This is a genomic window from Pseudonocardia aurantiaca (genome assembly GCF_039526725.1).
Classification (GTDB): Bacteria; Actinomycetota; Actinomycetes; order Mycobacteriales; family Pseudonocardiaceae; genus Pseudonocardia; species Pseudonocardia aurantiaca.
Genome location: NZ_BAAAJG010000009.1, coordinates 184,835 through 196,305 on the forward strand (window position 1 = coordinate 184,835; position 11,471 = coordinate 196,305).

11 protein-coding genes are annotated in these 11,471 nt (G+C 71.5%); 9 read left to right on the forward strand and 2 right to left on the reverse strand.

Translation table 11 applies throughout. The annotated features are described in order from the left end of the window. Positions 1-2 precede the first annotated feature (2 nt). The 9 genes from ABD143_RS15655 (at position 3) to ABD143_RS15695 (ending at position 9,260) form a co-directional block, all read left to right on the forward strand. Positions 3-1,217, forward strand: coding sequence for a hypothetical protein (locus ABD143_RS15655; RefSeq protein ID WP_343977933.1), 1,215 nt, complete (start codon positions 3-5; stop codon positions 1,215-1,217). A gap of 389 nt (positions 1,218-1,606) precedes the next feature. After that, a complete protein-coding gene (locus ABD143_RS15660) occupies positions 1,607-2,296 on the forward strand; it encodes a hypothetical protein (RefSeq protein WP_343977936.1) in 690 nt (229 codons plus the stop codon). 483 nt (positions 2,297-2,779) lie between these two features. Next, entirely contained in the window at positions 2,780-3,670 is an 891-nt protein-coding gene (locus tag ABD143_RS15665; RefSeq protein WP_343977939.1) for an NAD(P)-dependent oxidoreductase, read from the forward strand. Continuing rightward, positions 3,667-4,734, forward strand: a complete 1,068-nt coding sequence (locus ABD143_RS15670) for a Dyp-type peroxidase (protein WP_343977942.1) — start codon at positions 3,667-3,669, stop codon at positions 4,732-4,734. The genes ABD143_RS15665 and ABD143_RS15670 overlap by 4 nt, the downstream gene beginning before the upstream one ends. After that, positions 4,734-5,555 carry a family 1 encapsulin nanocompartment shell protein gene (locus tag ABD143_RS15675; RefSeq protein WP_343977945.1) on the forward strand — a complete coding sequence of 274 codons (822 nt, stop codon included), beginning with the start codon at positions 4,734-4,736 and terminating at the stop codon, positions 5,553-5,555. The genes ABD143_RS15670 and ABD143_RS15675 overlap by 1 nt, the downstream gene beginning before the upstream one ends. A 33-nt stretch (positions 5,556-5,588) precedes the next feature. Further along, complete coding sequence (locus ABD143_RS15680) at positions 5,589-7,466, forward strand: transketolase (protein ID WP_343977948.1); 1,878 nt, start codon at positions 5,589-5,591, stop codon at positions 7,464-7,466. Between the two features lie 93 nt (positions 7,467-7,559). Continuing rightward, positions 7,560-7,982 (forward strand): DUF5709 domain-containing protein, encoded by a 423-nt coding sequence (locus ABD143_RS15685; protein ID WP_343977951.1) that lies wholly within the window; start codon positions 7,560-7,562, stop codon positions 7,980-7,982. Positions 7,983-8,101: 119 nt separating this feature from the next. Next, the gene (locus ABD143_RS15690) at positions 8,102-8,554 is read left to right on the forward strand and encodes a thiamine pyrophosphate-dependent enzyme (protein ID WP_343977954.1); all 453 of its coding nucleotides are present in this window, start codon (positions 8,102-8,104) and stop codon (positions 8,552-8,554) included. A gap of 319 nt (positions 8,555-8,873) precedes the next feature. Further along, entirely contained in the window at positions 8,874-9,260 is a 387-nt protein-coding gene (locus tag ABD143_RS15695; protein WP_343977957.1) for an FUSC family protein, read from the forward strand. 12 nt (positions 9,261-9,272) lie between these two features. On the opposite strand, the gene ABD143_RS15700 is transcribed toward ABD143_RS15695, so the two are convergent. Both ABD143_RS15700 and ABD143_RS15705 read right to left on the reverse strand, forming a co-directional pair. Continuing rightward, positions 9,273-10,238: a DNA double-strand break repair nuclease NurA gene (locus tag ABD143_RS15700; protein ID WP_343977960.1), complete on the reverse strand. Its 966-nt coding sequence runs from the start codon at positions 10,236-10,238 to the stop codon at positions 9,273-9,275. Beyond that, the coding region (locus tag ABD143_RS15705; RefSeq protein WP_343977963.1) for an SbcC/MukB-like Walker B domain-containing protein at positions 10,235-11,471 on the reverse strand (1,237 nt) is incomplete at its 5' end. The genes ABD143_RS15700 and ABD143_RS15705, both read right to left, overlap by 4 nt.

The following is an 11,471-nucleotide window of genomic DNA, read 5'->3' on the forward strand; positions in this document are numbered from 1 at the left end:
ACATGGCCGAATCCGCGCAGCAGCGCGTGCTGGAGTGGCTCTCCGCGGACGGGCGCGACCCGGCGGAGTGCAGCCAGGCCGAGTACCAGCAGTTCGCCTGGCACACCGTGCCGTACCGGGGCGACGGACCGTCCGCGGAGGTCGCGGAGGCGTGTGCCCAGCTGCTGGAGCAAAGCGGGCGCCCGCGCGCGGCCGCCGCTATGCGCCGGCACAACCCGGAGGTACTCGCCGCGTGGGAGCGCTCCGACTCGGCGGGCTTCCGCGCGTTCGTGAAGGCCAACGACGCCACCGGCATCACCCCGCCCGACACCCCCCAGCTCGCGTGGGCCGCGGTCTTCGGCACCGTCGAGGCCGAGATGCTCGACAGCGCCGAGCGCCTGCTGGAGGAGGCCGTCGAGGAGGGCAGGCTGGTCCCGGGTGGCCGGCGCTGGCGCAACGTGCAGCGCGAGCTGCTGGAGCGCTGGCTCAGCGCACCCGTCTCAGCGCACGGCGGCGCGGTCCCGGTCGATGCGGTGCGGGCCGAGCGGCGCGACCGCTGGCTGGACGCCGGCACCGCAGTGAGAGGTGAGCTCCTGCGGCGCGCCCTCGGGGTGATCGAACCGCCGCCGGAGCGGCCGGAGCCGCTGCAGGCGCTCCTGGACGTCGCGGCCCGCAACATCACGCTCACCGAGGCACAGCGGGTGCCCCCGGCGATCATCCGGGAGATCGCGGCCCGCCTCGACTGGACCGCACCCGGCATCACCGTGCGCAGCGAACGCCACGTCCCCGCGTTCGTCACGCTCCGGCGTCTGGCCGCCGACGCCGGACTGCTGATCCGCCGCGGGCGGATGCTGCGCCTGAGCCCGGCAGGGCGCGCCGCACAGGCCAACCCGGCCGTCCTCGCCGAGGCGTCCGCCCGAGCGTGGTTCGGTACGGAGGAATTCCAGATCGAGGTCGCGGAGGTCGCGGCGGCTGTGCTGCTGGAGGAGGCGGCTCCGGTCGCGCGGATCGTCGAGGTCGTCCGGTCCGCGGTCGCCCCCGGATGGCGCCGCACCGACGGCACCCCGCCCGACCCGGAGGAGCTGCGGGACGCAGTGCACGAGTGGACCCATCGCGGGCTGGTGCTCGGCTGGCTCACCGTCCCCGACGACCTGGACTATGAGCTGACCGGCACCGGCCGCCGCGCCGCGATCGCCGGCCTCCTGCGCTGCGCGTACGCTCCCCGCTCGCGGCCGTGACTGCGGCCGGCCCGGCCGCAGCACACGGTCAGCGAGCCGGCGGAGCCCTCTTCGCGCAGCGTCTGCGCGAGCTACGGCCGACGTCGCTCTCACGTAGCCAGTCGACGGCATGGCGGCTGCCTGCAGTGTGAATCGGAGCGCCGCCCGTCCGCGCAGGTCGCTCGTCCGACGCCGGGCCGACCGGCGAGACGAGCGTCGGCGCCCCTTCCCACTAGCAGGCATGCCAGGGGCAGTGCTGACGGGAAGGGCAGATTCATGCTGACGGTGAGGACAAGGGCCAGCGGAAAGTCGACCCTGGGGCTCATCCGTGCACTCTCGCCAGGTGAAGCACGCGAACCCACCCGCACGGACCTCCGCATGCGCCACCAACTGGAAAGGCAGCAGCATCGATGCCAGTGATGTTCGCGACAACGCCGTTCGCGCCGGTTGTCCTGGGATTCTTCGGGCTGGGCACCGGCTATCTCATCTACGGCCCTCAGGAACTGTTCGGCTCGCTCCGCCGGGACCCGTTGGTGGACCGCGCGAGTGGGATCTGGGGCATTTGGATGCCGGGCTTCTGCCAGTTCATCACCGGCGTCTATCTGTTCGTTGCCCTCTCCTGGCTGGAGACTCTGACGCAACCGATCCTCTACACCGCGGCACTGGCGTTCTCCGCCTACGGCATCCACTGGTTCGCGATCGGGTGGAACCGCTACCACGGAAACGACGGACGACCCATCGGCCTCATGTCGATCCCGTTCACCATCATCTCGGTACTGGGCGTGGTGGTGTTCTTCTCAGCCGGAGCCTGGCCCGTCGGAATCGTGTTCGCCGGGCTCACCGCAGTCTACATCTGTGAATTCTTTGCCAGCTTCCACATCGGCTCCAGTCTGTTTCCGGCTACCCCACCAAATGGGCCGGAGGTGGGCGAGAACCGCAGCAGCGCGGTCAGTGTCGGTGCCGCGGCCGCGCCCGCATTGATCAACCCGGCGGAGCGTGCGCTCGGGTTCACCCGGATCGTCACCGGCGTCTGGCTGATGTACCTCACCTTCGCCACCACCCTCAACATCTCCTTGGGCTACGGCTTGCCCGGAGCATGAACCGGAGCATGAAATCGTCTCCCGGCGATGGTCCCGGTCCGCCCGATGGGCCGGCCGGGCGCCGGGACGTGGATCATGCGTCGCATCGCCGCTCCCGGCCACGAGTGCATTGCGCCGATGTCTCGACTGCCGGGCGATTTTCCGGTAGCCGAGGCATCGGCCGGTCCGGGGACGGCGTCGCGCGCTTTCGCCGTGATCGAAGACCAACGGGAAAGATCGCAGCGGAATCAGTCACCGCTGAACCATGATCTCGGCAAGCCGGCATCCGCCGATCGGCCGCGTCGGCGGCGATCGAAAAATCCTGGCGAGCGATATTGACCATTGCTGTCATGTCGTCTCGCTGGCACGCTGGCCGCACCCTCCATGCGGGGCGCCACACAATCGCGATCCACCCAGATCAATTGTCCGGCCCGCCTGCCGAGGTTGGACATCACTACGTGGCCTGCCCGGCGGGACCCTGTTCACCACGAAGCGGAGGCAGAAATGACGACCACGGATGATCGGGCCGGCGTGTCGGTGGCGGTGCTCGGTACCGGGATCATGGGCTCCGCGATGGTCCGCAACCTGGTTGCGGCCGGTCTGTCCACGACCTGCTGGGACCGGTCGGCAGAGGCGCTTGCGCCACTGGCGCAAGCCGGGGCGCGGCCGGCCACGTCCGTGGCGGAGGCGGTCCGGGATGCCAGTGTGGTGATCACCATGCTCCCCACTGCCGAGGCCGTGCGCTCGGCGGTCCTCGACGACGGCGCGGCCGAGGCGTTCGCGTCGGGAGCGGTGTGGGCGCAGATGGGCACGATCGGCATGACGGCGACAGCCGAGCTCGGCGTGCAGCTCGCCCGGCTGCGGCCTGATGTCCGGCTCGTGGATGCGCCGGTCTCGGGCAGCAAGGGTCCGGCCGAGGCCGGCCAACTGCTCATCCTGGCCTCCGGGCCGATTGACGCCGAGCCTGCTGTGCGCCCGGTGTTCGGGGCGATCGGGCGCAAGACCGTGTGGCTGGGCAAAGCCGGCCGAGGCAGCGCGATGAAACTGACGATCAATGCCTACATGGCCATCCTGATCGAGGGCGTGGCCGAGGCGTCGGAGCTGGCCGACCGGCTGGGCATCGACGCAGCCAAGCTGGGCGAAGCGATCGAGGGCGGCCCGCTGGACGCACCGATCGCCGACGCCAAACTGCACAAGATGGAACACGGCGATTTCACGCCCGAGTTCCCGCTGCAATGGGCGCTCAAAGACGTCGACCTGGCGCTCGAGGCGGCGGACGGCGCCACCTTGCCGCTGCTGGCCGCGTTGTCGCGCCAATGGCGGGCCGCTGTCGCCGCCGGCCATGGCGGGGAAGACGTGAGCGCCGCGCGCCTGGCACTGAGCGGCCGCCAGTGACTCCAGAGCGGGAGGTGATCCCGCAGGCGGTACTGAGTCCGCTGACGCGGGCGGCGATCTTCCTGGTGGTGACCATCGATGCCGGGGGCGAGTCGACGGTGCGGGAACTGCTGCCCGAGCTGTCGGGGCTGCAGCGAGCCGTCGGGTTCCGGGCACAGCAGGCCACGTTGAGCTGCGTCACGGGGATCGGGTCGCATGCCTGGGACCGGTTGTTCGCCGGGTCTCGCCCGGCCGAGCTGCACCCGTTCCGCGAGCTGACCGGTCCCGTTCACCGCGCCGTGGCCACCCCCGGCGACCTGCTGTTCCACATCCGGGCCCAGCGACCGGACCTGTGCTTCGCGCTGGCGGCGGAGATCATGGACCGGATCCGCGACGCGGTCAGCGTTCGCGACGAGGTGCACGGTTTCAAGTACTTCGACGTCCGCGACCTGCTGGGATTCGTCGACGGCACCGAGAACCCCGTCGGACCGGTCGCCCACGACGCCGTCATGATCGGCGCCGAGGACCCGCCATTCGCCGGCGGAAGCTATGTGATCGTACAGAAGTACCTCCACGATCTGCGCGCGTGGAACGCCCAGCCGGTCGAAGCCCAGGAACTGGCGATCGGCCGCCGAAAGCTGTCCGACATCGAACTCGACGACGCCGTCAAGCCACCCGACTCCCACGTCGCATTGACCACCATCGAAGACCCGGACGGCACCAAGCACGAGATCCTGCGCGACAACATGCCCTTCGGCGAGGTCGGGCCCGGTGAGTTCGGCACCTACTTCATCGGCTACGCCCGCACCCCGACCGTCACCGAACTGATGCTGGAGCGAATGTTCCTCGGCGCCCCGCCGGCACGCCACGACCGGATCCTGGACTTCTCCACCGCCGTCACCGGCCTCCTGTTCTTCGTCCCGAGCGCGGACTTCCTCGACGACCCGCCCGATCCGCCCGCCATCGCGGCGACTCGGGCCGAGGACCGGGTGTACGTCCACCATGCGCCCGCCGAGGCGGTCGACTCGAACACGCCACTTCCGCGATCCCTCGGCATCGGTGATCTCAGAGGAAGTGACGTGTGATGGACAACCTGCATCGTGAGCTGGCGCCGATCTCCGCGGCGGCATGGGCCGATCTGGAAGACGAGGCGCGGCGCACCTTTCGCCGGAACGTGGCCGGCCGCCGCATCGTGGATGTCGCGGGCCCGGACGGTGTTCAGTTGTCGGCGGTCGGCACCGGGCACCTGCAGGCCGTCGATCCCCACACGGACGGCCTCATCGCCCGTACCCGCCGGTCACAGCCGATCGTCGAGCTGCGCGTCCCCTTCACCGTCGACCGGCGGCAGGTCGACGACGTCCAACGCGGAGCCAAGGACGCCGACTGGCAGCCGGTCAAGGACGCGGCCCGCCGGCTCGCCTTCGCCGAGGACCGCGCGATCTTCGACGGATACCCGGACGCCGGCATCGCCGGAATCCGCGCCAGCTCGTCCAACCCGGCCATCACGCTCCCGACGGACGTGCGTGAGTATCCCGACGCCATCAGCCACGCCGCGACCGCACTGCGACTGGCCGGTGTGAACGGCCCGTACACACTGGCGCTCAGCGCCGACGCCTACACCTCCGTCAGCGAGACCTCCGACCACGGCTTCCCGGTCTACGACCACATTGCCCGGCTCATCGACGGCGAGATCATCTGGGCGCCCGCCGTCGACGGCGCGTTCCTGCTCACCACCCGCGGCGGCGACTTCGAGCTGCACATCGGCCAGGACGTCGCAATCGGCTACCTCGCCCACAACACCGACAGCATCCAGCTCTACTTCCAGGAAACCCTGACCTTCCTGGTCTACACGACCGAGGCTTCGGTGACGATCACGGCACCGAACCGCGGCACATCGGACGCCTGACCCGCCACTGCGCGCACCTCGAGGAGAGTTCCCATGACCACCTCCGCGCCCGTCACCAGGATCGATCTGGACACGGTGGCCGAGCTGGCGGCGCAGCTACGGGTCGACTCGATCCGCTCGTCCACCAGCGCCGGCTCGGGGCACCCCACCTCCAGCATGTCCGCTGCGGACCTGATCGCCACGCTCGTCAGCCGCCATCTGCGCTACGACTGGGACGACCCGCGCTCGCCGTCCAACGACCATCTGATCTTCTCCAAGGGCCACGCCTCGCCGCTGCTGTACTCGGTCTTCAGGGCCGTGGGCGTCGTGTCCGAGGACGAGTTGCTGACCGGCTACCGCCGCTTCGGGCAGCGCCTGGAGGGCCACCCCACGCCGGTACTGCCCTGGGTCGACGTCGCTACCGGGTCGCTCGGCCAGGGGCTGCCCGACGGCGTCGGCGTCGCACTGGCCGGCCGGTACCTGGAGCGGCTGCCCTACCGGGTGTGGGTGCTCTGCGGGGACAGCGAGATGGCCGAGGGATCCATGTGGGAGGCGCTGGACAAAGCCTCGTACTACCGGCTGTCCAACCTCATCGCGATCGTCGACGTCAACCGCCTCGGGCAACGCGGGCCCACCGAGCTCGGCTGGAACCTCGACGCCTACGCCCGGCGGGCGGAAGCCTTCGGCGCCCGCGTCTTCACCGTCGACGGCCACAACCTGAACGCCATCGACGACGTCCTCACACTGGCGGCGGAACCGCCCGACGGCCAGCCCGCGGTGATCCTGGCCAGGACCATCAAGGGCTACGGGTTCTCCGAGGTCGAGGACCGCGACGGCTGGCACGGCAAGCCGTTCCCGCCCGACATGGCCGAGCGGGCGATCGCCGAGCTCGGCGGCGTCCGCAACCTCACCATCCGCGGCCCGCGGCCCTACCGCGTCCCCGAGCCGCGGCCCGAGCCGCCCGCGCCCGGTGCCGCCCTGCCGGAGTACGGCGTCGGTGAGAAGGTCGCCACCCGCAAGGCCTACGGGGACGCCCTGGTCGCGGTGGGCGGACGCGACGGCCGAGTGGTCGCGCTCGACGGGGAGGTGAGCAACTCCACCCACGCCGACGAGTTCGCCCACACCTATCCGGACCGGTACTTCGAGATGTTCATCGCCGAGCAGCAGATGGTGGCCGCCGCAACCGGCCTCGCCGTGCGCGGCTACCGCCCGTTCGCCTCCACCTTCGCCGCGTTCCTCACCCGGGCCTACGACTTCATCCGGATGGGCGCCATCTCCGGCGTCGACCTGCGGCTGGTCGGCTCCCACGCCGGTGTGGAGATCGGCGCCGACGGCCCCTCGCAGATGGCGCTGGAAGACCTCGCCATGCTGCGCGCGGTGCACGGCTCGACGGTGCTCTACCCGGCCGACGCCACCAGCACCGTCGCGCTGGTCGAGGCGATGGCCACCACCCCGGGGATCAGCTACCTGCGCACAACCCGCGGCGCCTACCCCGTCCTCTACCCGGCCGGGGAGCCCTTCCCCGTCGGCGGCTCGAAGGTCCTCCGCTCCAGCGACACCGACGACGTCACCCTCGTCGGCGCCGGGGTCACGCTGCACGCCTGCCTGCGCGCAGCCGAGCTCCTCCGGCAGAACGCGATCTCGGCCCGCGTCATCGACTGCTACTCCGTCAAGCCGATCGACGCCGCCACACTCGCCGCGGCCGCCACCGCCACCTCGGGCCGGATCGTGGTCGCCGAGGACCACCACCCCGAAGGCGGGCTCGGGTCCGCCGTCGCCGACGCCCTACTCGCCTCCGGACCGGCCGCCCTGGAACTGGCCCGCCTCGCCGTGAGCGGCATGCCCGGCTCCGGGTCCGGGGAGGAGCTGATGGCCTGGGCCGGCATCGACGCCGAGCACATCGCGGCCGCCGCCCGGAGTTTGACGGGCTGAACGCTCGGCCTCGGGCTGCGGCCCCGCTCCGACCCCGAGACACACGGCCGGAGCCGGGTAACCAGTCTCGACCAGATCGAAGGGGACGACCCAATGCAACGACGCGACGACGAGCGCCCGCCCGAGCACGACTACGAGGCGCAGCCCGAGTCGGCCGAGCTGGGCGAATCGGTTCAGGAGGACCCCGAGGAGACGCTGGTCGGGCCGCCCGGGACCGATCCGCTCGACGCCGGCTACATCCCGCCGGACCGCCCGTACGGCCTCGACGACGTCGAGGTCACCGGCGCGCACGAGTCCCTCGACGACCGGTTGCGCCGCGAACAACCCGAGGAATCCTTCACCGACATCGGGCGTTCCGGTCGGCTCGTGATCGCCGATGCCGGCGCCGGTGAGGAGACCTCGGACTCGCTCGAGGCCATCGACGTGGGTATCGACGGCGGCGCCGCCTCCGCCGAGGAGGCCGCCATGCACGAAATCGACACCGGGATCGATCCCGAGTATGGCGACGACGATTGAAGCGGTGCCGTTGTGTCGGCTCGCGCTCCTGACTGATCCAGCACACGAAGCTGCGTTACAGCGCTGATCACAGATGGGCCGATCACAGATGGGCCGATCACAGATGGAGGGAGCACGTTATGGCTGGCACGGTGGCCGATGCCATGGTGGCGACGCTGAAGGCGTCCGGGGTGCGCCGGGTGTATGGGATTCCCGGTGACTCGCTCAACGGGTTCACGGATGCGCTGCGCCGAGATGGCGCGCTGGAGATGAAGGCGGGCGGGATAGTCACCTTCGGCACGGATCTCACCGATCCCGACTTCGCCGGAATCGCCCGCTCAGCCGGGCTGTTCGGCGCGCGGGTCGAGGCATCCGACGAGCTCGGGGACGCGCTACGCGCGGCGTTCGATCATGACGGCCCCGCCCTGGTCGACGTCCGCACCGCTCGGCAGGAGCTCTCGCTGCCACCCAAGCTCACCTACGGCCAGATCAAGGGCTTCACGCTCTACGCCACCAGGACGATCCTGTCCGGAGGAGGCCAGGAGCTCATCGAGCTCGCACGGACCAACCTGCGGGAGCTGGACATCGAATGACCGCGTGGCGCCACCCCGCAAGCGCAGAGATCAGAGCCGCCGTCGCGGCCAGCGCCGTCCTCGCCATCGCGTGCCTGCTCACGTTCTTGCTCACCACCAACCTGTTGGCTCGCATCTATTCCGTGTCCTCCGACGATGACCTCCTAGAGGAGCGCCCTGAACAACTCGGCCCTACTGCGCGACGCCCAGGCGGGCACCTCGCGGCGTTGGACGATCGGGCCGATACAACAGCGGTATCGGCCCGATCGTCCGCCTTGCGATGCACCCACCTGGACGCCGCTCGCTACGGGCGGAGTTGTCCAGGACCCTCCTACGCGGCATGTGGGCGGTGATCGCCACGATCTTCGTCTGCCGGGACAGCATTCAGCAGAGCACAAGCGCCGCGCTGTCCCGGATGGCGGCGACGTCAGTGAGCTTCGTCCTCTGTCTGGCTTACCTGATTTTCCTGCCCTTTCACACGTGGGCCCTGGTGCTGCTGATCGGGCTCAGCGCCCTGGCCGCCACGCTGATCGGCCGCCCAGGCGACGCAGTCACGGCCGCGATCACAACGACGGTCATCATGGTCGTGGCCGCGGTAAGTCCGCAGCACGCCTGGCAGCAGCCCATTCTCCGGTTCATCGACACGGTGATCGGCGTCGTCGTCGGTATGGCGGCCGCGTGGCTCAGCGTGCGCGCCATCCGCCCGCAAGGATCTCCGAACCGCTGACCTCGGCAGCGGCTACGCCGCGGCAGCGACGGCAGCGCGCCGCAGGGCCCGGTAGAGCAGGTTCGGCTCGCCGAGCCGCCTGCGCAGCTCCCGCTCCAGCCCCGCGATCGGGTAGAGGTTCTGCGGCGCGCGGGAGTCCTTGTACTCGGTGGAGGCGAACCGGCCAAGCGTCACCTGGCTACGCGACGCGAGCGCGATCGCAGCGTCTGCGGTGAGCTCCGCGCTGCACTCCACCCGCACCACCCCGGCCCACGGCGCGCCCGGCCGGCACGGGAGCCGCAGGTACCAGGTGTAGCGCTCCCACGAGCTCCCCAGCCGGAACACCGGGGTGCGCTGCCCGCTGCGCAGCTCCGCGACCACCCCGGCCGCGTGCGGGGGCAGGTACTGGCTGCGGTGGGTCTTCACGAACCCGATCACCCGGGGCAGGTGCTGCCGCCCGCGCAGCGGCCCGTCGACGACGAGCAGGTCGTCCTCGATCCCGTGGCCGCCTCTCGCGAGCGCGGCGGTCTCCAGCTCGGTGTCGCCCAGTTCCCGCTGCACCGCGAGGCTGAGCACCTGGGCCGGGCCGACGTCGGGCAAGAACGCCGTGTGGTTGGCGCGGTAGGTGCCCGCGGCCGTGGGGACGTCGGTGGCGCTGGTGGCGGTGGTGAAGAGCCCCCGCCGGACGTGCGCGGCCACCAGGTGCGCCCCGTCCGTCCGGCAGCAGCAGACCACTCCCGCGGCGTAGGAGGCGCACAGCGCCGGTGAGGCCTCGCCGTCACCATCGGTCTCTTCGACCCAGACCTGCGCGTCGATCCGCCGCACGCCGTCGACGAAGAGCACGGCCTCGGGCGGCGTGAGCGTGGGGTCCGGGTCGAGGGGCCGCCACTGCGCGGCGGGAAGCTCGACGTCGAGCGCCACCTGCGCGGCCGACTCCCCCAGCTCGGCGTCGAGGCTCGTGCCGTAGGAGGGGTCCCAGGGGTCGACGGCGAATTTCACAGGTTCTCCCGCACGATCGACGAGGTGCGCTGGTCGCGGCTCACGACGAACCGCACGGGCACCCGCTCGGCCAGCGCCGGCACGTGGGTGATCACGCCGACCATGCGGTCGCCGCGGGAGGCGAGGCTCTCCAGCGTGCTCGCGACGGTCTCCAGGTTGGCCTCGTCGAGGGTGCCGAAGCCCTCGTCGAGGAAGATCGACTCCAGTCGGGCGGCACCCTGCGCGGCGAGCCCGGACATCTGCGCCGACAGGGCGAGCGCGAGCGCGAGGCTCGCCTGGAACGTCTCTCCGCCGGAGAGGGTCTTGACCGGCCGCCGTGCGTCGGCGTCGGTGTGGTCGATCACGAGGAACTCGCCGCCCTCGTGGGTGAGCTCGAACTGGCCGCCGGAGAGCTCGGCGAGGCTCCGCGACGCGTCGGCGACCAGCGCGTCGAGCGCGGACGCCACGAGCCACCGGGGGAACCCGTCGGAGCGCAGGAGGTTGCCGAGCAGCTTCGCAACCTGCTGCGCTGACTCCGCCTCGTCCCGATCGGCGCGCAGCTTCTCGGCGGTGGCCCGCCGCTCCGCGATCCGTTCCTGCACCGAGCGGGCCCTGGCGAGCGCACCGGCGACGGCGGCGGATGCGGTGCTCCCGAGCGGCGGCGCGGCGGCGACGTGGTGCGCGTCGAGGTCGTCCGCGATGCGGCGCTCCACGGCGGCACGCGCCTCCCGGGCGGCCCGCGCGGCCGTCGTGGCCTCGTCCAGCTGCTCGGCCCGGACGGCGGCCGCTTCCCGCGCCCAGCCGGTGAGCGCCTCCCACGCCGCGAGCAGCTCGTCGCCGCTCACGGCGGGCGCACCCAGCGGGACGAGCGGGTCGCGGGCGGCCCGCAGCGCGTGCCAGGCCGCGGTGACCTCGCGGGCGACCTCGGCCTCGGCCCGCTCGGCGGTGCGCAGCGCGCCCCGCGCCGTGCGCAGCTCGGAGTCGGCCTCGCGCACCGCGGCGTCGAGCGCGTCGAGACGCCGCAGCTCGGCGGCGGCCTCGTCGTCACCCGGCGCACCGGCGAGGGCCGATTCGAGCTGTGCGATGCGCCGATCCACGGTGTCCACGGCGCCCCGCGCCTCTTGCTCGGCGCGGGCCGCGGCGGTCTCGTCGCGGCGGCGGTCGCCCGCGGCCCGGTCGGCTGCGCGGAGCGCCTCGTCGGCGATGGCCCGGTCGCGTTCGGCGGTCGCAGCGGCGGCCAGCGCGGGCGGCAGC

What these genes read in the sequence shown, in the direction of transcription:
- ABD143_RS15655 (WP_343977933.1), top strand. Translation starts at nt 3, where the DNA reads ATGGCCGAATCCGCGCAGCAGCGCGTGCTGGAGTGGCTCTCCGCGGAC.
- ABD143_RS15660 (WP_343977936.1), top strand. Translation starts at nt 1,607, where the DNA reads ATGCCAGTGATGTTCGCGACAACGCCGTTCGCGCCGGTTGTCCTGGGA.
- ABD143_RS15665 (WP_343977939.1), top strand. Translation starts at nt 2,780, where the DNA reads ATGACGACCACGGATGATCGGGCCGGCGTGTCGGTGGCGGTGCTCGGT.
- ABD143_RS15675 (WP_343977945.1), top strand. Translation starts at nt 4,734, where the DNA reads ATGGACAACCTGCATCGTGAGCTGGCGCCGATCTCCGCGGCGGCATGG.
- ABD143_RS15680 (WP_343977948.1), top strand. Translation starts at nt 5,589, where the DNA reads ATGACCACCTCCGCGCCCGTCACCAGGATCGATCTGGACACGGTGGCC.
- ABD143_RS15685 (WP_343977951.1), top strand. Translation starts at nt 7,560, where the DNA reads ATGCAACGACGCGACGACGAGCGCCCGCCCGAGCACGACTACGAGGCG.
- ABD143_RS15690 (WP_343977954.1), top strand. Translation starts at nt 8,102, where the DNA reads ATGGCTGGCACGGTGGCCGATGCCATGGTGGCGACGCTGAAGGCGTCC.
- ABD143_RS15695 (WP_343977957.1), top strand. Translation starts at nt 8,874, where the DNA reads ATGTGGGCGGTGATCGCCACGATCTTCGTCTGCCGGGACAGCATTCAG.